General features: G+C 39.8%; 25 protein-coding genes. 14 read left to right on the top strand and 11 right to left on the bottom strand.

Going from position 1 to position 25088, the window contains the following annotated elements; all coding sequences use genetic code 11:
* Nucleotides 1-168: 168 nt before the first annotated feature.
* The 4 genes from RMY64_RS03530 to sufB form a co-directional block, all read right to left on the bottom strand.
* Nucleotides 169-1431 carry a cysteine desulfurase gene (locus tag RMY64_RS03530; RefSeq protein ID WP_322672632.1) on the bottom strand — a complete coding sequence of 421 codons (1263 nt, stop codon included), beginning with the start codon at nt 1429-1431 and terminating at the stop codon, nt 169-171.
* A gap of 15 nt (nt 1432-1446) precedes the next feature.
* The gene (gene sufD, locus RMY64_RS03525; protein ID WP_322672633.1) at nt 1447-2817 is read right to left on the bottom strand and encodes a Fe-S cluster assembly protein SufD; all 1371 of its coding nucleotides are present in this window, start codon (nt 2815-2817) and stop codon (nt 1447-1449) included.
* Nucleotides 2817-3608, bottom strand: a complete 792-nt coding sequence (gene sufC / locus RMY64_RS03520; protein ID WP_322672634.1) for a Fe-S cluster assembly ATPase SufC — start codon at nt 3606-3608, stop codon at nt 2817-2819. The genes sufD and sufC overlap by 1 nt, the downstream gene beginning before the upstream one ends.
* 89 nt (nt 3609-3697) lie before the next feature.
* Nucleotides 3698-5137 carry a Fe-S cluster assembly protein SufB gene (sufB, locus tag RMY64_RS03515; RefSeq protein WP_229459601.1) on the bottom strand — a complete coding sequence of 480 codons (1440 nt, stop codon included), beginning with the start codon at nt 5135-5137 and terminating at the stop codon, nt 3698-3700.
* 410 nt (nt 5138-5547) lie between these two features.
* On the opposite strand from sufB, the gene sufR reads away from it, so the two are divergent.
* Nucleotides 5548-6231 (top strand): iron-sulfur cluster biosynthesis transcriptional regulator SufR, encoded by a 684-nt coding sequence (gene sufR, locus RMY64_RS03510; protein ID WP_322672635.1) that lies wholly within the window; start codon nt 5548-5550, stop codon nt 6229-6231.
* An 87-nt stretch (nt 6232-6318) separates the two neighbouring features.
* On the top strand, nt 6319-6579 hold the full coding sequence (locus RMY64_RS03505; RefSeq protein WP_322672636.1) for a hypothetical protein: 261 nt from the start codon (nt 6319-6321) through the stop codon (nt 6577-6579).
* 231 nt (nt 6580-6810) lie between these two features.
* Here RMY64_RS03505 and RMY64_RS03500 read toward each other — a convergent pair whose 3' ends face one another.
* Both RMY64_RS03500 and RMY64_RS03495 read right to left on the bottom strand, forming a co-directional pair.
* Nucleotides 6811-7443, bottom strand: a complete 633-nt coding sequence (locus RMY64_RS03500) for a hypothetical protein (RefSeq protein ID WP_322672637.1) — start codon at nt 7441-7443, stop codon at nt 6811-6813.
* 357 nt (nt 7444-7800) lie between these two features.
* Nucleotides 7801-8127 (bottom strand): YbjQ family protein, encoded by a 327-nt coding sequence (locus RMY64_RS03495; RefSeq protein ID WP_196528493.1) that lies wholly within the window; start codon nt 8125-8127, stop codon nt 7801-7803.
* Nucleotides 8128-8777: 650 nt separating this feature from the next.
* Here RMY64_RS03495 and RMY64_RS03490 point away from each other — a divergent pair.
* Complete coding sequence (locus RMY64_RS03490; RefSeq protein WP_322672638.1) at nt 8778-9458, top strand: tetratricopeptide repeat protein; 681 nt, start codon at nt 8778-8780, stop codon at nt 9456-9458.
* Between the two features lie 2 nt (nt 9459-9460).
* Here RMY64_RS03490 and RMY64_RS03485 read toward each other — a convergent pair whose 3' ends face one another.
* Entirely contained in the window at nt 9461-10363 is a 903-nt protein-coding gene (locus RMY64_RS03485) for an ABC transporter ATP-binding protein (protein WP_322672639.1), read from the bottom strand.
* A 259-nt stretch (nt 10364-10622) separates the two neighbouring features.
* Between RMY64_RS03485 and RMY64_RS03480 the strand changes: the two genes are divergently transcribed.
* The 5 genes from RMY64_RS03480 (at nt 10623) to RMY64_RS03460 (ending at nt 14696) form a co-directional block, all read left to right on the top strand.
* Nucleotides 10623-12224, top strand: a complete 1602-nt coding sequence (locus tag RMY64_RS03480) for an alkaline phosphatase (protein ID WP_322672640.1) — start codon at nt 10623-10625, stop codon at nt 12222-12224.
* A gap of 92 nt (nt 12225-12316) precedes the next feature.
* Nucleotides 12317-12661: a type II toxin-antitoxin system HicB family antitoxin gene (locus RMY64_RS03475; protein WP_322672641.1), complete on the top strand. Its 345-nt coding sequence runs from the start codon at nt 12317-12319 to the stop codon at nt 12659-12661.
* Between the two features lie 2 nt (nt 12662-12663).
* Nucleotides 12664-12882, top strand: a complete 219-nt coding sequence (locus RMY64_RS03470) for a type II toxin-antitoxin system HicA family toxin (RefSeq protein WP_099101175.1) — start codon at nt 12664-12666, stop codon at nt 12880-12882.
* A gap of 93 nt (nt 12883-12975) precedes the next feature.
* Nucleotides 12976-14163: an AAA family ATPase gene (locus RMY64_RS03465; protein ID WP_322672642.1), complete on the top strand. Its 1188-nt coding sequence runs from the start codon at nt 12976-12978 to the stop codon at nt 14161-14163.
* A gap of 8 nt (nt 14164-14171) precedes the next feature.
* Complete coding sequence (locus RMY64_RS03460; protein ID WP_322699314.1) at nt 14172-14696, top strand: hypothetical protein; 525 nt, start codon at nt 14172-14174, stop codon at nt 14694-14696.
* 44 nt (nt 14697-14740) lie between these two features.
* Here RMY64_RS03460 and RMY64_RS03455 read toward each other — a convergent pair whose 3' ends face one another.
* Together RMY64_RS03455 and RMY64_RS03450 are read right to left on the bottom strand one after the other, a co-directional pair.
* The gene (locus RMY64_RS03455; RefSeq protein ID WP_322672675.1) at nt 14741-16099 is read right to left on the bottom strand and encodes a sensor histidine kinase; all 1359 of its coding nucleotides are present in this window, start codon (nt 16097-16099) and stop codon (nt 14741-14743) included.
* 514 nt (nt 16100-16613) lie between these two features.
* Nucleotides 16614-17216, bottom strand: coding sequence for a hypothetical protein (locus tag RMY64_RS03450; protein WP_322672676.1), 603 nt, complete (start codon nt 17214-17216; stop codon nt 16614-16616).
* Between the two features lie 213 nt (nt 17217-17429).
* On the opposite strand from RMY64_RS03450, the gene dacB reads away from it, so the two are divergent.
* From dacB to RMY64_RS03420, 6 genes are all read left to right on the top strand, one after another.
* Complete coding sequence (gene dacB / locus RMY64_RS03445) at nt 17430-18899, top strand: D-alanyl-D-alanine carboxypeptidase/D-alanyl-D-alanine-endopeptidase (protein ID WP_322699313.1); 1470 nt, start codon at nt 17430-17432, stop codon at nt 18897-18899.
* Nucleotides 18900-18928: 29 nt separating this feature from the next.
* Complete coding sequence (locus RMY64_RS03440) at nt 18929-19831, top strand: LD-carboxypeptidase (protein WP_322699312.1); 903 nt, start codon at nt 18929-18931, stop codon at nt 19829-19831.
* Between the two features lie 258 nt (nt 19832-20089).
* Nucleotides 20090-20749: a glycosyltransferase family A protein gene (locus RMY64_RS03435; protein ID WP_322691657.1), complete on the top strand. Its 660-nt coding sequence runs from the start codon at nt 20090-20092 to the stop codon at nt 20747-20749.
* A 73-nt stretch (nt 20750-20822) separates the two neighbouring features.
* On the top strand, nt 20823-21194 hold the full coding sequence (locus RMY64_RS03430) for a glycosyltransferase family 4 protein (protein ID WP_322699311.1): 372 nt from the start codon (nt 20823-20825) through the stop codon (nt 21192-21194).
* Complete coding sequence (locus RMY64_RS03425; RefSeq protein ID WP_322699310.1) at nt 21166-21468, top strand: glycosyltransferase; 303 nt, start codon at nt 21166-21168, stop codon at nt 21466-21468. Before RMY64_RS03430 ends, RMY64_RS03425 begins: the two co-directional genes overlap by 29 nt.
* A 52-nt stretch (nt 21469-21520) precedes the next feature.
* Complete coding sequence (locus tag RMY64_RS03420) at nt 21521-22840, top strand: ABC transporter substrate-binding protein (RefSeq protein WP_322699309.1); 1320 nt, start codon at nt 21521-21523, stop codon at nt 22838-22840.
* A 106-nt stretch (nt 22841-22946) separates the two neighbouring features.
* On the opposite strand, the gene RMY64_RS03415 is transcribed toward RMY64_RS03420, so the two are convergent.
* Nucleotides 22947-23570 carry a hypothetical protein gene (locus RMY64_RS03415; protein ID WP_322699308.1) on the bottom strand — a complete coding sequence of 208 codons (624 nt, stop codon included), beginning with the start codon at nt 23568-23570 and terminating at the stop codon, nt 22947-22949.
* 33 nt (nt 23571-23603) lie between these two features.
* Nucleotides 23604-24341 carry a hypothetical protein gene (locus RMY64_RS03410; RefSeq protein ID WP_322672652.1) on the bottom strand — a complete coding sequence of 246 codons (738 nt, stop codon included), beginning with the start codon at nt 24339-24341 and terminating at the stop codon, nt 23604-23606.
* Nucleotides 24342-25088 lie beyond the last annotated feature (747 nt).

The following is a 25088-nucleotide window of genomic DNA, read 5'->3' as shown; positions in this document are numbered from 1 at the left end:
CTATAGTTTTACTTTGCTGAATAAATTTCTTCATATCATGAACACAAATTAAAGTAAAGTCACTGTATGACAGTTTAGTTGCTCCTACAAATAATCGAAACAGCAAAATTGTGCCAACTATTGTTAGTTAATAACTGGCACAATCAGCATCTAAAATTTTGTCTACTTTTAACTAGAGAAATCAGCAAAAAAATCAATAGTTTCTTTCAGTGCTTTGATGAAAATATCAATTTCCTCACGGGTATTGTAGAAAGATAGACTTGCTCGTGCGGTTGCAGCAAGACCTAAGTAACGGTGTAATGGTTGTGTACAGTGATGTCCAGAACGGATGGCAACGCCTTCTTGATCTAATAATGTAGATAAGTCGTTAGCGTGAACTTCCCCGGCTGTGAACGACGCAAGAGCGGCTCTCCCTTCACCTTTTGCATTTGGTTTGGGGCCGTAAATTCTAATTTGGGGAATTTGCTCTAATTGTTGGAACAAATAAGCGGTTAATTCTGCTTCGTAGGCGTGGATTTTATCCATGCCGATAGTGCTAAGATAATCGATCGCAGCACCAAGTGCGATCGCTTCTCCAATTGCAGGTGTACCAGCTTCAAATTTATGCGGTAATTCTGCATAAGTTGAATGGTCTAAATACACCTCTGCAATCATCTCACCACCACCAAAAAATGGTGGCATTGATTCTAACAATTCCAACTTGCCATACAAAAATCCTATCCCAGTTGGAGCGCACATTTTATGACCAGATGCTACCAACCAATCACAATCTATCTTCTGCACATCTACAGGATAGTGGGGAACACTTTGGCAAGCATCAACTAAGAATTTAGCACCATATTGGTGAGCGATCGCAGCAATTTCTTCCACTGGATTAATGCAACCCAAAGTATTAGAAATATGCACCACTGACACCAGCTTAGTTTTCTCAGAAATCAGCTTTTTAAACTGTTCCAAATCAAAAGTTTCTTCTGATGTTAATTCTACAAATTTCAGTACTGCACCCGTTTTTTGTGCCACCAATTGCCAAGGCACAATATTACTGTGGTGTTCCATCACCGAGAGAATAATTTCATCTCCCGGCTGCAAATTATTCATTCCCCAGCTATAAGCTACTAGGTTAATCGCCTCACTTGCGTTGCGGGTGTAGACAATTTCCTGACGCGATGCAGCATTGATGAATTTGGCAACTTTATCTCTAGCACCTTCATAAGCATCAGTAGCTTTAGCACTTAAAGAATGGGCACCTCGATGCACGTTAGCATTATATTGCTCGTAATAATCCCGTAGGGTATTTAATACGAATAAAGGCTTTTGCGATGTCGCAGCATTATCGAGATAAACCAGGGGTTTCTCGTTTACTTCCTGATGCAATATCGGGAAGTCAGCGCGAACTTTATCAGCAAGGGTTTTGGTAGGAGTAAAAGTCATTGGTAGATTACGTTATTACTCATTAGTCAGGGACTTGAGATTATTCACTGTGTTTAAAAGGATTTCTCGCAGAGAAGGAACTGGTATTTTGTTGATAACTTCAGCAGCGAAGGCGTTAATTAACAACTTCCGAGCATCGTTTTCATCAATTCCCCGACTTTGCAGATAGAATATTTCGTCATCTTCTAATTGGCTAACAGTAGCACCGTGAGCACATTTAACATTATCCGCCGTAATTTCCAATTGGGGTTTGGTATCAACTCTGGCTTTAGAGGATAGCAGCAAATTGCGATTCAACTGGGATGCATTTGTTAACTGCGCTGGTTTGGGTACAAAAACTTTACCATTGAACACTGCATGAGCGCGATCGCCTACAATACATTTATGCAATTGGTCACTTGTACCGTGGGGATAGTTAAGTGCGATCGCACTGTGAGTATCAGACAACTGCTTACCAGTAATCACCGTCAAACCATTGAGAGTAGTTTGTGTCTGCTCACCAGTTTGCAAAATCTCCAAATTGTGCCGTGACAACTTTGCGCCTAAAGTTATGGCCTGACTTGTATATCGACTATCACGAGCTTGGGTTACAGCAGTTTTCCCAATATGAAAAGCCTCTGCACCTTCTTGCTCAACCCTTGTATGACTCACTTGGGCATTGTCACCAACCCAAACTTCCGTAACCGCGTTAGTTAAGTAAACTTCTTCCTCTTGTGGGGTAGGCATCTTGCCTGCCACATACTCTTCAACCAACGTCACCTGCGAACCACTTTCCGCCACCACTAGACAACGCGGCTGCGAAATCGTCGCCGTCTCCCCCGCAACTGAAATAAACACCAAATGAATTGGTGTCTCAACCACCACATTCTTCTTCACCCACACCACAGCAGCATCACTTATTCCAGCCGTATTGAGAGCAGTAAAAACCTCCTGCGCTCCCTCAGCTTGAGCTAAATACTGCTCTACCCCTTCCTGCTCAACAGCAGACAAACCAGCCAAATTACTCACCACAATTCCAGATGGCAAATCTGTAACTGCGGATAACTCCGGTGCAAAAACGCCATTAACAAATACCAAACGACTATTAGCCGCCTCTGGCAAAATATTAAATTCTAAAGACGCAAAATTTCCCGCCTCTACATTAAATTGCACCTTTCGTAGAGACGACAAATCAGTAAATCGCCATTCTTCCTCGCGGGTAGTCGGGAGAATCGAGTGACGTACCCAATTTACAGCGCCTTGGCGTAATTCCTGCAACCAACCTTCTGTTTTCGTTGCCGTTACTTGATTTAACAACCCACTTAGATAATCATCTCTATCTAACATCGATGTCAAACTGACTGCATTTGAATTAGGTATTGCACTAGGAGATACTTGAATATTCATTACACACCCACCTCAGCAGCTGCAAATTCTTCCAGCACCCAGTCATAACCGCGAGACTCTAATTGCAGCGCCAGTTCTTTACCACCACTCGTAATAATCTGCCCTTGTGCCATCACATGCACAAAATCAGGCACAATATAATCGAGTAATCGTTGGTAGTGAGTAATCAAAATTGTAGAATTTTCTGAAGTTGCCAGTTGATTTACCCCATTCGCCACAATTCGGAGCGCGTCAATATCCAAACCCGAATCAGTTTCATCCAAAATTCCCAACTTTGGTTCTAGCAACGCCATTTGCAGAATTTCATTCCGCTTCTTCTCACCACCAGAAAACCCTTCATTCAAACTCCGACTGAGAAAACTGGCATTCATCTTCACCACATCCAGCTTTTCCTCAATCAAATCGTCAAAATCAAAAGCGTCTATTTCCTCTAAACCTTGCGCCTTCCGCCGGGAATTGTACGCCACCCGCAAGAAATCCAAATTGCTCACACCTGGAATTTCTAACGGATACTGAAACGCCAAAAATACACCACTTCTAGCGCGTTCCTCCGGCTCCAACTCCAGTAAATTCTGTCCCTGGAAAATCACCTCACCGCCAGTCACCTCATACGCCGGATGTCCAGCCAACACCTTAGAAAAAGTACTCTTACCAGAACCATTCGGCCCCATGATCGCATGAATCTCACCCGATCGCACCTCAAGATTCACACCTTTCAAAATCGGTGTCCCATCAACATTAGCCGTCAGATTCCGTACCGACAGCACAACTTCACTATTTTCAATAATCATCTTCTCTCCCTTCTCTGCGCCTCTGCGGTTCGTTATTCCAAAAGATAAACACAGAACGCCGATGTCCCTGTGTTTATCCTTGCTTCCATTTATCCAACACTGCCTTCCAACTTCAAACTCAACAACTTATCAGCTTCCACAGCAAACTCCATCGGTAGCTGATTAAAAACATCCTTACAGAAGCCACTAACCATCATCGAAATAGCATCTTCTGCTGAAATGCCCCGTTGAGCAAAGTAGAATAATTGATCTTCCCCAATCTTAGAAGTAGAAGCTTCATGCTCCACTTTCCCAGTATTATTTTGCACTTGGATATAAGGGAAAGTATTAGCATGAGCATTATCCCCAATCAGCATCGAGTCGCACTGGGAATAGTTTCTCGCGCCTTTAGCCGTCGGATTAACTTTCACCAAACCCCGGTAACTATTACTAGAATTACCTGCGGAGATTCCTTTAGAAATAATTGTACTGCGGGTATTCTTACCTACGTGAATCATCTTTGTACCCGTATCAGCTTGCTGCATATTATTTGTCAGCGCCACCGAGTAAAACTCACCCACAGAGTTATCACCCACCAACACGCAGCTAGGATATTTCCAAGTAATTGCCGAACCTGTTTCTACTTGAGTCCAGGAAATCTTAGAATTTACGCCCTGACACAAACCGCGCTTGGTGACAAAGTTGTAAATACCGCCTTTACCGTTGGCATCTCCAGCGTACCAGTTTTGCACAGTGGAATATTTAATTTCAGCGTTGTCGAGGGCGACGAGTTCCACAACGGCAGCGTGTAACTGGTTGCTGTCATACATCGGTGCGGTGCAACCTTCCAGGTAAGAAACATAACTACCTTCTTCGGCGACAATCAAAGTCCGCTCAAATTGTCCCGTATCACCAGAGTTGATGCGGAAGTAGGTAGACAGTTCCATTGGGCATTTTACGCCTTTAGGAATGTAGACAAAAGAGCCATCGCTAAATACGGCAGCGTTCAAGGCGGCAAAATAATTGTCAGCGATGGGAACAACGCTACCCAAATATTTTTTGATCAGTTCTGGGTGTTCTTGCAAAGCTTCCGAAAACGAACAGAAAATAACGCCATCTTCCGCTAGCTTTTCTTTAAATGTAGTGGCGACAGAAACGCTATCGAAAATTGCATCAACGGCGACGTTTGCCAGCCGCTTCTGTTCAGATAGGGAAATGCCTAACTTCTCGAAGGTTTCTAAAAGGGTTGGATCAACTTCATCCAAGCTGTTTAGTTTTTCTTTCTTGCGTTTTGGCGCTGAGTAGTAAATGATATCCTGATAATTGATTGGCGGGTACTTGACATTAGGCCAAGTTGGTTCCGTCATTTTTTGCCACTGGCGATAAGCTCTGAGGCGAAAGTCCAGCATGAATTGCGGCTCGTTCTTCTTAGAGGAGATCAAGCGGATAACGTCCTCGTCTAGTCCACGCGGAATAGTGTCGGCCTCAATGTCCGTGACAAAGCCGTACTTGTAGGGTTGGTTGACTAAGGTTTTGACAGTGGCACTCATCAGTAATAATCTCTCGTGTTCGGAACTTGAATCTCTCTATAAGGATGGGAGACGGTTTTCTTTAGCCGATTCCCATCTACCGTTACGGAATGGTTACACGGCTGCTAGAATAGTGGTGGAGAGTAAAACAACAGCTATGTTGTTTAATCTATCTTCATTTTACGCTAAATTAACAACAACAATGTTGTCTAAGTCAAACAATTTTGGATTTTAGATTTGCAATTTTAGATTGAAACAGACCACAAGGGTGCTTGGCTCAAGGATTTTAGATTGACGATCGCGTAGCGGGCTATATACCAGAAAACTTTTTTAATCCAAAATCCAAAATCCAAAATCCAAAATCGGCACGGTCAAATTTTCAAAGAAATTAATTTTTGGGGCGTTCGCTGAACGTCTCGCACTACATGAAGATGGCGACTACCCACCAGTCCTCAACCAAGCAAGATATCCTAGAGTATCTGCACAAACACGAAAAAGCAACGGCTTTGGAGCTAGCTGAAGTTTTAGACGTTACCCCTCAAGCTATTCGTCGCCATCTCAAAGATTTGGAGACGGAGGAGCTAGTTTTGTACTCGACATCAGTGCAGGCGGCGGGGATGGGGCGTCCGCAGCATCTTTATGAGCTGAGTCGTCAAGGACGCGATCGCTTGCATCGAACAATGAGCGATCGCTTTGGTGATGCAAGCGGAAATTTTGCGGTTTCGCTGCTAGACACCTTAGCCGAAACGGTAGGACACGATCAATTTAAGTCGATTTTAGAGAAACAGTGGCAGCGCAAAGCTAAAGAATACCGCGATCGCGTTGGTAACGGTTCACTGCGAGAACGTGTAGCCAACTTAGTAAAGTTGAGAAAAGCGGAAGGCTTCATGGCAGAGTATCACCCGGTTGATGTGAATGACTCCTTGGAGAGCGATCGCTTTATCTTAATGGAGCATAACTGCGCCATTTCTAACGTTGCCGAGTCTTTTCCTAGCATCTGTGGTCACGAATTAGAAATGTTTGCAGCCGTCTTACCAGATTGTAACGTAGAGCGCACCCACTGGATTATTGATGGCGAACATCGTTGTGGTTATTTAGTACAAATTCGTCATTAGTCATTAGTCCTTTGTCATTTGTCATTTGTCATTTTTTTAATAACTAATACCTAACTAACTTTGAGATAGCATTTCATTTTTTCATTTATGGATGTATCACCACAGCAACCATCAACACAATTTTTAACCCTGGAAGAGTCAGCAAAAGTAGATGCGGCGTTGTTGTCTTCCCCAGAAAAGTTTTTAACAAGATTGACAATTTCATCACTGAAGCTTTTGAAGCATATTGCCCAAGAGTACGGTGTTGCTATTGAAGATTTGACAGCGCAGCAAGTAATTGCCTGGTTTGAAAAAGATGGAAAAATTCGTCGCGAACAGGGAATTGAAGGTTCATATCTAAAATGGTGAACTGTGGTAGTAAAGTTTGCATTTTATGTTCAGTTAAGAAAATTGTAGGTTGGGTAGAACGAAGTAAAACTCAACAAAGTTAAGGAAATGTTGGGTTTCGTTCCTCAATCCAACCTACGTAGAAGTTGAGTTTTAGGTTTAACAACTGTATTGTGCTATAAACAAAAAGCACCTTTGTAAAGGTGCTTTTATTTATAAATAACATTTGATTTTTCAAACAATTATTTAAGTTTAAGTATTGTAAGTGTTAGTCCGAGGACTACGAGCGCCAGTTACGGCTCCAATCATTGAGGCTATTAAACCCAACAAAGAACCAAACACAAACCACCACAATCCTGAACGTAAATTAGCTGCCGTTTCACGAGCTTGTTGGGCACTTATGTTTGCTTGTGGTACATTAACACCACCTTGCTGTTGTACCTGGTTTATGACTTCTCCTGCGTTAGAAGCAGCAACACCAAAAGCACCAGATACTCCACTTGCTAAAAGCCATGAGCTAACTGCCAAAGTCGTTGCCCAAAGAATTGCACCGTTCAGAAGCGCTGTATTGCGGTTCATGGGCCCACAAGCACGGGCTGTAACCCAACCACCAGTAAATAGGGAAATTAGTAAAGCGATAGTTGACCAAAGCCCCGCATTACCCGCAGCGTTAGGGGCAATTGTTCTGGGCGCACCTGAACCTTCAACTGTGCCTGCTGCAAACGCACCAATGATAGCGCTCAAAATTAATTGGGTAGCTAAGGAAACCAACAAACCAGAGATAATCGGCCCCCAGCGAACAAGATCGTGATATTCGGCTACTCGGCCCGCTACCGCAGGCTCAGTATGAATAGCGTCATTACCTGTCCGATTTACGTATGACATAGCTTATGTTCTCCAGTGCTGTTTCAGCAAACTTGCTGCTTAGGTATATTCATGTTTATGCTTAAAATTAAATAACTAAACGAGCTGTTTTAATCTCTATCGATAGAAAGATTTAATAGGTGTATCTTTAGTGAGAAAAATAGATTTGCTTTCACAATTTTTAATATAATTTAGTAATTATTTATGCATTAAGAATTTTTTCTAAATTTTCAAATAAAAATTATTAACTTAAAATGCAAATATTAGCTAGCTATCATGTATTAGATAGCTATCATAGAGCAGCTTTAGCTATGTATGAACTAGACTTAATCTAATTAAAACTTTGTAATGATTGTCAAAAATAAAAATCATCAAAAACTAACGCATCCTCACAGCAGTGCCTGTGGCAGTAATCAGCAAAAGCACTCCTGACTGGTCAATATTTATTGTGCCGGTATCAATTTCAATCCCGATTACAGCATTTGCTCCTAAACGTTGTGCGCGTTGTTCTAATTCTTCTAGTGCCTTGCGTTGACCCTGCTCAAATAAACGCTCGTAGCTACCAGTGCGTCCACCGATAATATCTCGAATACCAGCCAAAAAATCCCGTAAGAAATTGCTGCCGTAGACGACTTCTGCTGTCACAATGCCTAAATATGATTCAATCACGGCTCCTTGAATGACATCAGTGGTAGTTATAATCATAAATTAACCTCCAATATGGGATATATCTTAATATTTATTATTAAAGTAATTATCAAAATACTTTAATAAATTGTAACTATTTTTACAGAAGACAAGTGTGATAAACATCCTCTCATACAATTTTAGATTGCACTTTGGGGTTAGTGTTGTCCTAAACAGGTTAATCCTACATTTGACAGTTTAAATTTATCTTATCTTTGAATGACCAAAAAAGGATGTAAATGCCTAAATTAAAACTTCTCAAAGGGTAGTATCAAGGATTAAAAATGTCAGAAAATTGGATACAGAGTCAGCAAGCTTTTAAATTCAATAAAAATAGGAATAAATGTCAAAGCCTATAAGCTTGCTGTATCAGAATTTAGGATTAAGTCAAATTCCTGGTGAGTTGTTCTGGGTAACACGTAGAACTACTGATTAAAAAATGTGTAGTTTTGCTATAGTACTGGTTTATATGTATGGTATCTTCACCTGCTTTCGATCGCTTGCACTTCATCCTTCAGTAAAAACTCTGTTATGTAGTGCTAAATGTAAACGAAAAGAAAATGAACTATTAACATCTGAATCACTACGAATAAATACAGTTTTCAAAAACCCATATTTTTGTTTTAATGTACAAGAAAAAAGTCCTCTAAAATTTCAGGAAATTTACTGTGTACAAACCAACATCATTCGTGTTTAGTGTGGTGTTACTAGGATGTTTTGCTTTCACCATACCTTCAGTAGCTCAAGCTCAGGTATTAGTGGCGCAAGCCAAAAACCCAGAATTAAAGCAATTACTGGAGGAAGGACGGAGGTTAGTCAATGCTGGGGATTATGGTGGTGCGATCGCTGTTTATCAGCAAGCAGCTAGTTTAGATCCGAAGAATGCTAAAATCCATTCAGGTATTGGGTATTTATACGCTCAACAGGGAAATTACCAGGCAGCATTAGCAGCTTATCGTAAAGCGATCGGCATCAGTCCTAACAATAGTGATTTTTACTACGCTGTGGGTTACATCAAAGCCAATTTGGGCGACACACGTGGGGCAAAGGAAGGTTATCGTCGTGCAATACAACTCAACCGTAACAACGTCAACGCCTATTTAGGATTGGCTGTAACCCAATCGCGTATGGGAGACTATAATGCTGCTACCTGGGCATACCAACAAGCAATCGACTTGGATAAAAACAACGCCCAGACTTATGAGTTGATGGGTTCGATGTATAAACAGCGACGACAAGCCAAACAAGCAAACAGCTTGCTTCAGAAAGCCCGTGACTTGTACAAACGGCGCAATGACTCAGATGGCGTAGAAAGGGTAGAAGCCATGCTGCGGCAGTTAGGAGGATGAGGTTAATCTAACTGGCGTCCCGTTAATTCCACAAAAATATCTTCCAGATTAGAGGGACGCACCATCATTCCAGTTTTATCTGGCTGTTCATTCAAATAGATATTTGCTGCTTCCAAGGATGGGAAAAACAGATATTCCCAATTACGAGCGCTATCACTTCCGACATTAGATACACCTAATTGTTTCATCACCAAACCTTCACCATGAGCAAAACGTAGTTGTTGTAAAGTTCCCAAAGAAATCAGCTTACCGCTATCCATAATACCGATGCGTCCTGGCTTGGTAGAACCAAAGGCATCGCATAAAAATTCGACCTCATCCATATAATGGGTCGTCAGTAGCATCGTCATCCCTTGTTTATTTAAATCCCGAATGATTTCCCAGAGGCGTCGCCTAGTCTGGGGGTCTAGTCCTACCGTTGGTTCATCTAAAAACAAAATTTGCGGTTGATGCAATAAAGCTCTCGCAATCTGCAACCGTCGTTTCATACCCCCAGACAAGGTTTTTACCAAATCATTACGTTTTTCTGCTAGCTCAACATACTCTAGCCATTGATTAATCAATTTTTGTCGCTGCGGGTTACTAATGTGATGTAGTCTCCCGTGCAGTTCCATATTTTCCCAGACGGTTAAATCGTTATCCACACTGACTTGTTGCAAGACAACGCCAATACTCTGTTTTGCCAACGTTGCTTGGCGTGTCACATCATATCCACCTACTTCTATCCGTCCTTGGGACGGTTTCGTGAGTGTAGTCAGCATCCGAATTGTGGTTGATTTACCCGCACCGTTCGGGCCAAGTAAAGCAAATATCTCCCCCGCTTCAATTTGGAATGATAGGTCATTGACTACAGGTACATTGTTGTAAAACTTGTAGACATTTTCTAGAAAGACAGCAGCAGTCACGTCGCTTCGCTCCGAATTAAAAATTAAAAATTAAAAATTAATCAATTGATAAATAAATTTAGTTGCTCTGTATCCTTTTCTGTTCGATCATGGATAAATTTGCTTACAGTAGTTCTTAAATCAAGACTACCACTCAGATTACATCAAACTAAATATATTTTATTAACCCTTAGATAACTCAATCTTTACTTGTTGACATAACAAGGTGTGGTAAACACTTATCCTGTAATACTTTAGTTTAAGGTTGCTGTTATTTAGTATGGAATCTCATCACCCATTGAAGCTAAATCGGCGTCAGTTTTTGCTACATTCAGCTATCACTGCTGGTGGAATTATTTCCACAAACTTTGTCGCTAAATCACCAGTTTTTGGCGAAGCACCTGCAATTATCACCTCTGATAAAATGCGTCCTGGCATACCTTATGGTGTAGCTAGCGGAGATATATCTAACGATAGTATCGTGATTTGGAGCCGGAGCGATCGCCCCGCCAAAATGATTGTAGAATATTCTACCAGCGAATCTTTTCGCAACGTGCAGCGAGTTGTGGGGCCCAATGCTTTAAAAAATAGCGACTTTACAGCACGACTTTATCTGAAGAATCTACCACCAGACCAAAAATTATTTTATCGGGTGATTTTCCAAGATTTAGATTATCAACGGACTTGCAGCGCTCCTTTTTATGGTACTTTCCGAACACCCCCCAAATCTGGGCGAGATGTATTCTTTGTGTGGGGTGGCGACACCGCCGGTCAAGGATGGGGAATTAATCCTGAGTTTGGTGGAATGAAAATTTACGAAACTATGCGCCAACTTCATCCCGACTTTTTCATTCATTCTGGCGATAATATTTATGCTGATGGCCCCATCCAATCAGAAGTAACTTTAGACGACGGCACTATTTGGAAAAACATCACGACACCAGAAAAATCAAAAGTAGCAGAAACTCTCACAGAATATCGTGGTAACTATATCTACAATTTGCTAGATAAAAATATCAAGCGTTTCAATGCTGAAGTTCCCATATTGGCACAGTGGGACGACCACGAAACAAGAAACAATTGGTATCCTGGGCAAATTATCCTCAACGATGACCGTTATACAGTTAAGGATGTTAACTTACTAGCTCAAAGGGCAAGACAAGCATTTTTAGAATATCTGCCTATTGGATATGAAAGCAATAATCCAGATAAAGCGAAAATTTATCGCTCTTTCAACTATGGCCCATTATTAGACATTTTCATGCTGGATGAGCGCACCTACCGAGGGCCAAATTCCCCGAATAATCAGCCAGTACCAAGTAAAAAAACAGATTTCTTGAGCAAAACCCAAGTGGAATGGTTGAAAAGGCAACTGCTGTCATCAAAAGCGACATGGAAAGTGATTGCTAGTGATATGCCTTTGGGACTGATAGTTAAAGACGGTAGCACTGATTTTGAAGCTTGGGCTAATGGAGATGGCCCAGCTTTAGGAAGAGAATTAGAACTTGCCGATTTACTACGATTTATCAAAAACAAGAATATCAAGAATGTTGTTTGGTTAACTGCTGATGTACATTACGCAGCAGCTCACTATTACAACCCCGCCAAAGCAAAGTTTACCGACTTTAAGCCTTTTTGGGAGTTCGTTGCTGGGCCGCTTAACTCTGGCACATTTGGGCCAAACGAATTAGAAAATACTTTTGGGCCACAATTGATATTTCAAAGCCTCCCTCCAGGTACAAAAGCAAATCGACCGCCAAGTGAAGGTTTGCAATTCTTTGGAGGAGTCAAAATTAATGGAAATACAAAGGTAATGACGGTAACATTGCGTAACTTGGCTGGAAAGACTGTTTACAGTGTAGATTTACCGCCAGAAAAATAAATCACCAAAATCACAATGAGAGGTAGCCAGTTAGATAGAGTAATTAAGCAATTTTTTACTTTTTCTGCTGGCTTTGCTGTTTTTTGAGTGAGATGTTGAAGGATGAAAAAATTGTGCGATGCCTGCGGTGGGCTTTGCCTACGCTACTGTTAGGAGCTAAATTTAGAGAAGTATTAGATTTTTTAATTGCTATGCTGGCAAGCTACATTGACCAAGCAATGGAACTAGCGCTTTATGAGATCATTGAAGACGATCAAACTTATTGGGGTGAAATTCCAAGTTTACAAGGAGTCTGGGCAAATCATCAAACTCTAGAAGGATGTAGGCGGGAGTTAAGAGAAGCTTTAAGTGACTGGCTGGCGCTACGGTTACATTTGGGGTTAACGATTCCTGTAATTGCTGGTATCAACCTCAATGAACTGACCAAACCTGTATAAAAATGTCTAGATTAACCCCTATTTCTTGGCGTAATTTAGTAAAACGTATGCAAGAGCTAGGTTTTGAAGGCCCGTATGCGGGAGGAAAGCACCCACAAATGCGGCGAGGTGATGTTACTGTAATTATTACCAATCCTCATGAGGGTGATATTAGTGTGGGTCTATTATCGCGGCTATTGCGACAAGCTGGAGTTTCTCGTGAAGAATGGTTAGGTGAGTGAAATTTTAAAGGTGTATTAAACTCTGCAATTTGCATCTAAGTTGCTATCAAGAGTAATAGTAAAAATATAATTTTAGAATTTTTGGAGTTGGTCATGCTTAAGCAACTCATCCTAGAAAACTGGAAAAGTTTCCGTTATGCGGAGCTTCCACTTGACCCCTTAACCGTTCTGATTGGTACAAATGCAAGTGGTAAATCTAATGTAGTTGAGGCTTTGGAATTTTTGAAGAGAATAATACAAGGTGAAAAGGTTGAAGTAGCTTTAGCAGGAGACAAAAGACTACCATCCATTCGAGGTGGTATTGAGTGGGCAGCATATCAAACTGAAACAAAATTTACACTAAAGGTAGTGCTTCAGTTTGAAAACGATAGTAGTGATTATATTCATAGTATCACAGTAGGGACAAAACCTTTTCCTCATATTTTGGAAAATTCTACACTTGCTAGAGAAGACACAGAATACGATCAAAACAATGTTACCAGTTATTTTTTACATAAGCATATTTATGAATATAATTTATTACAAAAAAAGTTAGATGTTATTAATTTTTCTTTTTTAGATGATGGAGAAGATCAAGTAGAAATAACACTTAATCAAATTTTAAAATCTATTGAAAATATTTTTATTTTAAATCCTATTCCATCTAAAATGCGTGATTATGTGAAAGTTTCTGAAATATATGAAAGTGATGCATCCAATATGGCAGGAGTACTAGCAACATTACCTGAAAAAAATAAAGCCGAGATAGAAGCAACTCTGTCTAGATATATCAAAGATTTGCCGGAAGGAGATATTCAGAAAGTATGGGCAGAAAAAGTTGGTAGATTCGGTACTGATGCCATGCTTTACTGTCAGGAAGAATGGAAACCTGGTCATATTACAGAAATTGATGCTAGAACTATGTCAGATGGAACTCTTCGCTTTCTAGCAATTCTTACAGCACTACTTACACGACCCGAAGGTAGTCAAATAGTAATTGAAGAAATAGACAACGGACTTCATCCATCGCGGGCAGAATTGCTAGTCAGAATACTACGGGAAATTGGCAGCAAAAGAAAAATTGATATTTTACTAACTACCCATAATCCGGCTTTACTTGATGCTTTAGGCCCAGAGATAGTACCTTTTGTGGTTGTCGCACACCGCGATAAAGAAACTGGAGAAAGCAAACTTACGCTTTTAGAAGATATTGAAAACCTTCCTCTTTTGTTAGCATCGGGTACTTTAGGCAAACTAGCAACTAAAGGTGCAATTGAAAAGAGCCTTTCTGATAATAAATAAAGTTAAATATGAGAAAGGTTTTGATTATTGACACATCCATACTTTGCGTCTACTTAGGTGTACCTGGTAAAGAGACTTGTGGTTCTGATAACGATAAATGGGATAAGAAAAGAGTTGAAGCCCGTTTTCAGGCAGAAGAAAAACAAGGTGCAAAGTTTATACTACCAATAGCAACAATTATAGAAACTGGTAATCATATTGCACAAGCTAACTCTAAGCGATATGAAATTGCTCAAGCTTTCGGTAATATTTTAGTGAAAGTAGCAGATGGAGTTATACCTTGGGGAGTTTTTGAAACTCAAGTAGGTGAACTTTGGAACTCAGAGCAATTGAAACAACTGGCTACTGAATGGCCTACTCTGGCATCAAGAAAAATTTCTATCGGAGATGCGACAATTAAGACTGTGGCTGAATATTACGCCAAAACCAGTAGCACTTTTCAAGTGGAAATTTTTACGGGCGATGGTGGACTCAAGGCTTATGAACCAGCTATCCCAGCACCTACGCGTCGAAGTACTCGCAAAAAAGCCTAGAGCGATTAATATTTACCCAAAATAGAGATTTTTTAACTAACTTATTAGGAATTAAGTTCGACAGGAATTGTAATAATAAATTCTGTTCCTTCTTTTACGCTAGATATACATTGCAGTTGACCACAATGTTTTTCTACAACAATTTGATAGCTAATGGATAGTCCCAATCCAGTACCTTTACCGACGGGTTTAGTGGTGAAAAAGGGGTCAAATAATCGCTTTTGTATATCCTTGGGAATTCCACTACCATTATCGGCAATGCGAATAACTACTTGCCGATCATTTGTGACTTCAGTACGAATACGAATTACAGGTGATTTTAGAGTTGAATAAACTGATTCAAAACTTTCGAGTATCGCATCAATCGCATTTGATAAAATATTCATAAATACTTGATTTATTAACCCAGCATAGCATTCTACTAGAGGAAGATTTCCATATTGTTTATCAATAGTAATTATCTGACCTGTTTCTTGATTTATGAGACGGCTTTGTAATATTATTAGAGTACTATCAATACCTTCATGAATATCAACTATCTTTTTATCAGATTCATCAAGGCGAGAGAAGTTGCGTAAAGAAAGAACTATCTCTTGGATACGCTCAGTACCAAACTTCATAGAATCAAGAAGCTTGAGGAAATCAGCAGTTAAAAACTCTAGTTCCATTTCTGCGATCGCAGCTTTAATTTCTGCTACTGGTGCAGGATAATGGTGTTGGTATAAGCTAATTAATTGTAGTAAATTTTGAGTGTAGTTGAGTGCATAAACAATGTTGCCAGCGATAAAGTTCACAGGGTTATTGATTTCGTGTGCAATGCCAGCAACGAGTTGTCCTAAAGCAGCCATTTTTTCATTTTGAATTAATCGCGCATAGTTATTCTTCAGGGTACGAAAACCTACTTTAGCAATTCTAGATTGTTCTTCTACTTTCTCTAGTTGAGCTAATGTTAAAATATGAATTTGGGAATAAGCTAAAAGTAAATGATGGAAATCGAGTAGCTTATAACTACCTAACTGAGTTTCTATTAAAATCGGCTCATATACAAATTGAGGTTCTCGCTGCAATGCTAGCTTATTTGCTTCTACAATGAGCGTATCCTCAGAAATTATACACACCTCTGGCTGAAGAAAGTTAATCAGATTGATCGCAGGTCGTTTAGAAAATAACGGAAAACTATAGGGACGACTCATGTGTTCAAAAAATCTTTGTCGAGAAATCATCCCCAGATAATCATGATTTTTCACCAGAATAATACCTGGTAGTAAAGGCTCTTGCTTAAAGAGTGTATTCAAATCATTTGCTGGACTATCTGCTTCGACGTAAACAGACCAAAGTGGTAATTCTTGCAAAGTAGACTCTAATTGCAAGTTCAAATTATTAGCATTTGTCATGCTATGCATTGCCAACATAGTTTAAATCCTTAACCTTGAGTTAACATTTCTGATAACACCCCGAATCAGCATTGCGATAATTGCAAAGTTAATCAAACTTATATTTCCCTGATTACTGCTGAAAATTACAGTTATGCTGCAAAACTGCTGATGTTAGTGCATCCAGTTCTTTTCTATGCTGGACAATTGATATTAATTAGAATCTTTTGTTACCTACTTGCTAACCTTGTGATGTTAAAATTATTATTTATTTAAACTTATTTTGGAATACGCTTTTAGCAAGAGTTAATAAAGGAACTTCAAACACAGTTATAAATAACACTAAAACTGCATCAATAGCAGTCAGCGAAATTGCTCTTGGAGTGAAAGAGAAAGTAATTAAAAAGGGTTTTAAAAATTTGGTTATCTTTCAGACTGCTGCTTAGAGTTACAGGCTACTGTTTAGAGAAGTAAAGCATTATCTTGTACAATCAACGACAAATAGCTCCCCTAGATGGGGAGTTATTTGATATCAGTTAGCTAGCTAAGATGAAATTGGTACATTTTTAAATGCGGCTGTATCTGGCACAAAAATGTCCAAATTATTGATACCATCGGGAACTCTTAGCCAGATATAAGCATCTGCGGAGGCTTGTGGACGTACTTGGAACAAAGAAACGGTTCCTGTTGAGCGATTAAGAGCAACTCCTTTGTAGGTTACGCTAGTCTCAGGATTGCGGGCTGTTGTACTAGCTACCGAGATAATATCGCTACCAACAACTCCGTCTGTGGCAAGGCGACGAATCCGCATTTGCAGATTTACCACATCACGGTTTCCAGTTTCTGGATCTTTAATTCGTTTTGCTGAAAGTAACTCAACTTCTGCCTTTTTGCCAAAAGCAGGCTGCACAAATTGGCCAGGGCTAATAATTGCTGAAGTTGTAGCACTAGCTGGCGATGGTGAGACTGTTGCTTGTGGAGAAATTGTAGTTGTAGGACTTGGGACTTGAGTGGGAATGGTGTTACTGGCTGTACTAGTAGTATTTAGTGTCTGCCGTAACGTAAAAACTTCATAAGCTACATAGCCGCTACATCCCAAAGCCAAAGTAGAGAGTAATACAGCTACACCAGATAAAAATGTACTCACACCATTGCCTCGATTTCGTATTTCTGTATATGCAGGTTGACTTGGGTTTCGATTTTGTAGTCCCATAAATTATGTTAGTGCGATCGCCTATGTATGAAACATGTGAACATCTTCCCTATACTAATTAAGTAACTTTACTGAGCCAATTCTTCTCTCTCCGGAAAGAAATTGTTTGCAAAGTAAAAATATCTGTCTTTGGGATAAGGAAAATTGGTGAGACTTAAGACTTTAAATCAACCACTGGGTGTTTTATTAATATTTTTGACTAGCCAGACAGGATTTAGTTCTATTGCGAAAGCACAAACCCCAGTTGCACCAACAACTACCACAAAATCAATTTGCTCTAGCCAACTGGGAACAGCGATAGATGCTGTAATCAATCGTCCCTTATTTAGTCGGGGACGCTGGGGAATTTTGATACAACCTCTGTCAACGGGGCCAACTCTTTACAGTCGAGATGCTCAAAAATATTTTACTCCTGCGTCTAACCTCAAATTGCTGACAACAGCAGCCGCCTTGCAGGAATTGGGTGCTAATTTTCGGATTCGCACCTCTATTTATCAGAATGGCAATGGTGTTTTACGTGTTGTCGGCAGGGGAGATCCTAGTTTAAGTGATACAGAACTGCAAAAATTGGCACAGCAGTTAAAACAGAAAGGTATTACTCAAATTCAGCAGTTGAGTGCTGATGATAGTTATATTCAAGGTGATATTGTTAACCCCACCTGGCAATGGGAAGATGTGCAATCAAGTGATGGCGTACCAGTCAGCAGCTTTATTCTGAATCAAAATATTTTTAGCTTTAAACTTGTACCACAGGCTGTAGGTAAATCTTTGCAAGTGCTGTGGCTCGATCCTGGCGAAGCAAAACAGTGGCGGATAATTAATCAGTCAATAACCGTCCCTCAAAATCAACCGAGCTACGTCAATGTCACCCGCGAATTATCAGGAACAGTATTACGAATTCAAGGACAACTGACAACGAATTCTGAAGAATCTTTAATAGATTTGCCTGTAGTTGACCCTAATTATTACTTCTTACGACGTTTTCGTACTGCCTTAGCAACAGCAAAAATTACTTTGGTACAGACATTAGTAGTAAATGGTGGTGTGAATCAAAGGGAAATAGCATTTGTAGAGTCGCCACCTTTAGCTGAATTATTAGCAGAAACTAATTTAAATAGTAATAATCTTTATGCTGAAGCATTGCTGAGAGCATTAGCTGTGAAAAAAACCAGACTGAAAAATCAGACTAGTGCTAATGTCGGTTTAGAAGTTGTCAAAGCAAGTTTAACTAAATTGGGGGTCGATCCAGCTAATTACATTTTGGTCGATGGTTCAGGTTTATCACGTCGTGACTTAGTAACACCAGAAGCTTTTGTCCAAACTCTGCGGGGAATGGCAAAAACCCCAACTGCATATATATATCGCGCATCTTTACCCGTGGCTGGTAAAAGTGGAACTCTGAAAGGCCGCTTTCAAGGTACACCTGCTGAGGGCATTGTGCAAGCAAAAACAGGTACGTTAACGGGTGTAGTTTCTCTATCTGGATATATGAATGCGCCGAAATATGAGCCGCTAGTTTTTAGTATTATCGTCAATCAGTCAAATCAGTCTGCAACAGTTATACGGCAGGCAATTGATGAAGTTGTTGTCTTGTTAACACAATTGCAGCATTGTTAATATTATACTTTTCACTCCTAACTTGTTTCATGCCAGCCAAAATCTTACCACCGCCCCTAAAACCTGGAGACTTACTACGAGTAATTGCCCCTAGTGGTGCTTTGCGAGAGTTCGAGGAATTTAAACAGAGTCTAGAAATTTGGCGATCGCGTGGCTACAAATTAGAAATCAGTCCCCAGATAGATGACAAATGGGGTTATCTGGCTGGAACAGACGAAAACCGCCGTCACCAGCTAGCAGCAGCATGGCAAGATCCTGATTGTCGTGGTATTCTCTGTGCCAGAGGTGGTTTTGGCAGCACCCGCATCTTAGAAAATTGGAATTGGCCAAACTCAGGGCTTCCCAAGTGGCTTATAGGCTTTTCTGATATCACAGCTTTATTATGGAGCCTTTATACAGCAGGAATTTCCGGCGTTCACGGCCCTGTAATGACAACTTTGGTAGATGAGCCGGATTGGTCAATTAAGCGATTATTTGATTGGATAGAAGGTGGTTCTTTTACCCCTCTCAAAGGTTGCGGTTGGGGTGGTGGTGTGGTTACTGGTACTTTATTACCAGGGAATCTCACGGTGGCTACTCACCTTTTAGGTACACCAATCTTGCCACATCTGGATGGTGTAATTTTGGCTTTTGAGGATGTTACGGAAGCACCTTATCGCATCGACAGGATGCTGACACAGTGGCGCTTGAGCGGTGCTTTGTCTCAAGTCTGCGGTATTGCGTTGGGCGGTTTTACTCGTTGCGAAGCGCCACCAACTATATCTAGTTTTAGTGTAGAAGAAGTATTGCGCGATCGCTTGGGTGATTTAGGGATTCCCATTGTCTCCGATTTGCCTTTTGGCCACGATAATCCCAATGCAGCCTTACCAGTGGGTGTAGAGGTAACTTTAGATGGAGATGCGGGAATATTAGCGATCGCGCATCCACATTAAGTTAAAATCAGAACTCAAATAAATTGAATATCAGTGAATAAATTACAAATAGTATCATTATTTGATTGTGATGCTATGTTGTTAGTAAGTAGGTAGACATAATTGAATATAAAATAAACTTCTAGTTTGCAATGAGCGATTTATCGCTCAGAGCAAGGATTATCAAGACTAAAGCCCTTACTACAAACTTTAAATTTATTTATGCCTAGATACTTACGAAAAATTTTCAACTAGTTACAAATTAAACATCTAACTCTTATGAGTCCCATTGTCTTTGACTTTAGTCCCGAAATTTCAGTTATACTTTGTACCTACAACCGAGAAAAATATTTGAATATTTGCATCAATAGTGTCCTCGCTCAAACTTTTAAAGATTGGGAACTGTTGGTAGTTGATGATGGTAGCCAAGATAATACTTTTGAAATTGTCAATCCATATTTGCAAAAATTTAATAATATACGTTATTTAAAACACCAAAATAAAAAATTGGGGTACTCTAAAAACGCCGGAGTTCAAGCATCCTTTGGCAAATACATTACATTTATTGACAGCGATGATACATATAAATCCAATCATCTAGAGTCGCGACTTAAATACATGCAAGCTAATCCAGAAATTGACTTGATTGAAGGAGGATTTTTCTCTGAAGAAGAGATTTTTGTAGCCGATTATTTTCAACCAGGTCAAATAATTAATTTACGCGAATGTGTTTTAGGCCCGACATTTTTTGGTAAGAGGCGAGTATTTTTTGAATTGCAGGGATTTAATAATATTCCCTATGGAGAAGATACAGATTTTTGGAAACGGGCAGACAAAATTTTTAAAACTCAAAAAGTTACAGAACCACAAACCTACGTTTATACGAGAGCAGAAACAAGCATTACCAAGGATGTTTTAGAACAGCGCTCATTAACCTAAAAACTTTAATTCAGTTTGTCTCGATCCACTCAATATAACGTTACCTGCTACTATGCATATTTGTCATATAGTTTTGAATAACATTGGTGGAGCGCCAAAAGTTGCTGATTCGCTAATTTCTTCTCAATCCAAAGCTGGCTACCAAGTCTCTACTATGGTGCTCACTATTTTAGAGCCACAATGGATAGTATCTTTTAAAGCGGCTAAAACTGTGATTGTTATGAAAGTTGCAGGTACTCTATTTATTATTGGGGGGATAATACACCAAATATGGGTAGCGATAAAATTAAGCAGGGTTATTGCTGAACAAAAACCGGATATTATTGTTTGTCATACTGCATTTATTACTAAACTATTTTATCTATCTAAATTCATCCCTGGCAGTTTCTCTGTTCCATACATTAGCTATATTCACAGTGATTGTTATACTTGCTTCCCATTTTGAAGGCTTACCACTGGTTCTTGTAGAAGCTGTAGCTAGTGGTGTAACGTTTATTGCCACTGATTGCCCAGTTGGCCCACGTGAGATTTCTGAAGTACTTAAATGTGGGAAAATAATATCACCAAGTAATGTAGATGCGTTAGCAGAAGCTATTATTGACCATATAAAAACTCCTCAACAGAAGATTGAATGCTCTGAAAAAATTGCACAATTATTTAGTGCGGCTAGCTGTGCTGAAAGATTAGAAGTTTTGAGAGAGCAAATTATTTCAAAATGAGTATAATTGAATAATATACTATTTTACTAATGTTTATATCTAAAAAATTTGTATGAATACTAACTTTTTAGCTACCAGAACTAGAGATTTATGGTGTTACTTGATAAATTCGGCTCGGCAGTTTTTTATTTTAGGAATCATTCTAAGTTTGTGTCTGATATTCTTATCTAGTTGTCAGGGGATAAGACAAAAGGAAGATGGGGTAATTCATCTGACACTATGGCAAGCTATTAATCCCCCTGCAAATCGAGATATATTTCAAAAACTAGTAGATAAATTTAATCAAACTCATCCTGATATTCAGGTACAATCTATCTTTGAGAGTGAACCTCAATTACCAAAAATATTGACATCAGTGGTTGCCAATGTACCACCAGACCTGCTGTCATTCCATCCTGAATATACAGGTCAATTTGTGGAATTAGGGGCACTTCGACCTTTAGAAGATTGGTTGGATAAATCGCCCCTCAACTCAGACATTAGACCTAACTTATTGCCAGAAATGCAGTTAGATGGTCACATTTGGTCAGTGCCAATGCACACCAGTAATATTGGTATTTTTTACCGTCCTAAACTTTTTGAAGCTGCGGGAATTACAGAATTACCCAAGACTTGGGATGAATTGAGACAAGTTGCCAAAAAATTAACTATAGACCGCAATGGGGATGGGCGCCCCGAACAGTATGGTATGTTACTGCCTTTAGGAAAAGGAGGATGGACTGTATTTAGTTGGTTCCCGTTTTTATTTGGTGCAGAGGGAGAGGTTGTAACTAATAATCGCCCCAATTTAACGAATGCGGGTGCGATCGCGGCCTTACAATTCTGGCAAGACCTGATAAAAGATGGTTCAGTAATGCTTTCTGCCCCAGAACGAGGTTATGAAGAGGAAGCTTTTCTTACAGGTCGTGTTGCAATGCAAATCACAGGCCCTTGGACGTTAATTATGAAATCTGAGGTCGATCATCAGGTATTACCCATACCAGCAGGTGTCAAAGCTGCTACAGTCACAGGTACTGGAAATTTTTTTGTGATGAAGACCACACCAGTAAGAGAGCAAGCAGCATTCAAATTTTTAGAGTATGTTTTGAGTGAGGAATTCCAAACCGAATGGAGTATAGGGACGGGTTTTTTGCCAGTTACCCTTACATCGGCTCAAAGCAAAGCTTATCAGCAATTCATTAATGAAAAACCAGTATTAAAAGTGTTTTTTGACCAGTTACCTGTGGCACATTCTCAACCAATAATTGCTGGATATAGCCGTCTTTCTGAGAGTCTTGGTCGAGCTATAGAAGCGACGGTACTAGGAGAGTCTGCTGAAAAAGCCCTCAAGAAAGCACAAGAGCGTTTAGATTTGATTTGGGATGACAAATAAATAGAACTAGTGGTGAGTGCTGTTTTTTAACTAGAAGTCCTATAGGGGCTGCCTTCTGCCTCCAAACCTGTAGCTTTGTACTTCATAGAAAAGAAAACTATTGTAATTAACTACCAGCATTGGTAAGAATTCCTACAAGCACTCGCACTAATTCTTCCAAACCTTCTGGAACGCGATAAAGTTTGATATCTTGCATGACCCGTTTATCTTGCCGATAAAATATTCCAAATCGCCAATCTTCTCCATTTGTTACAGCACCGTACAAAGTTGGTGTTTGCGAATCTGTCCATTGGTCGAGTGCTATCAATTCAATTGCAAGTTGAGTAAATCCCCAGCTTAAATCGGATTGCTTGGCTTCGACTACTAACAGGGAATTGGAAGATGAAATATAGTAATCAAAACTCCCTTTGAGTTGTTTGCTAATATTAATGGGGTACTCAATGTTTAGTTGAGTTTGCGTTTGGTCGCAAATTTCCAACAAAATAGGAGCAATTAAAACTTCACGTTTTGCAGCTTCACTGATAGGATTTACGCGCATGATATTGCGCCGTAAGTAACGCTGCAAAAATTCTAAATAGTCAATTACGCCTGAATATTGTGGTAGTTGTAGCGATGCGCGTTCGTAACTACATCCCAGTTCCGCCAAGATATCTGCTGGAGTATATGGTAATTCAAAATACTTACTAAATGTATAACTTTGATCGGGTTGGAGAATGCGCGGGCGAGTCATAAATATTAAGGTTATAGAATATATCGATAAAAGTCAGGAAGAAACTCCAGTTTTGGGATGTAAATTTCTTTTTAATGTACACAAACCAATTGCTGGTATGGCTCCTAAAATCGCTGCTGTCAGTCCTTGTCCACTCCAATATAGTATGGGAGTACGGTAGGTTTCTGGAATCAAATTTTGCATAATAAAAAGCAACCAAACCAAAATAGTAATCCAGAAAAAAGAGATTGAGGGTAAAAAATTCCACCACCAAATGCCTGCTGTATATCGCCTCAACACCAGCCATTGGCAAATCCCTAGCCAAATTCCAGAAATTATATATGCGATCGCAGACAAAAATCCAAAAATCAAAGTATCTTCAGAAGATGATGAGGCAATGGTTGAAATGTAGTTAATCCAGGCTGTAGAAACGCCGTTGGCAATTAGCCAACCGACACTAGTAGCAAATAGCCACTGCCAACCCGGTAAATATCGGTAAAGCACAAGAGCTTGGTCAGCAGCGAAAATCACGGCAAATACAACGTTACTAAGACTTCTAACCAAAATGCTCCATGTTTGTGGTTGATTAGCAACGTTAGATGAGAGACTTTGGAGAATAATTTTCTCTAAAGCGATACTGGCAACGCCACCGACAACCCATCCGATGAGGGTCATTACGGTAAACTGAATAAAGAACCTCTGTCGCTGCGATCGCGGAATCAAATACTTTCCTGGATTAGGCTCATTATTAGCAGATGCAACACGATCGGAACTGTTAGAGTCAGTTTGCATAAGAAGTTAGGGGAGTGAGGGAAAAGGGAGATCGCAAAGATAGGGAAGCAGGGGGAGAATTAACTAATGCCCTGTTTGGCCAATCCTCAATTAAATATTGATTCTTGTTTTACTCTATTTCTCAATCACAGTCTTTATTTTCCATTCCCCACTCGCCACTCCCCACTTCCCCAAGGCGAGAATCTTATGTCAATAATAACGGTCTATTCTCAATAGAATCTCATTAACCTATTCTTACTGCTAAAGATTTAGGGGTAGCTCACAATACGGTTCGGATAAGCTCTTGAGACCGGGGAGGCTGGCGTTGCAGAGGAGGAAAAAAGTTAATTCTTCCTCCCCTGCCTCTCTTCTCCCCCTGCCTCAAAAGCTTACCTCAACAGATAAATTTGTTAACCGAACCGTATTGGGGTAGCCCATCGTAGACATCGCTTTGAGCCTGAGAAACTAAACCAAATGGTAAATAGTGATTTTTTGTTGGTTTTTAACCTTGGTTGCGATCGAGAGTAATTTAGATGTGTTTGTACTGCCTACTACAATTGCACAATAACCTTCACTTAATCTTTAAAAATATTTTAGTATATACACCGTATCTTTTGCGAGTTATAAAAATCAAAATAGGATTACAAAGTATCAAGCTCAACTTATATATTCGAGCTTGTTTTACCCAACAAAAGTCATATATAAAGGCCTAATAATCTTTGTGATTTTTTCTAATTTGTTGGAGTAATGAACCCAGTTTTTCATAGC

It is taken from the genome of Nostoc sp. DedQUE08, assembly GCF_034530895.1.
GTDB lineage: Bacteria > Cyanobacteriota > Cyanobacteriia > Cyanobacteriales > Nostocaceae > Nostoc.
The sequence above is the reverse complement of the archived record's forward strand: the minus strand, read 5'-3'. Positions and strand labels throughout refer to the sequence as shown.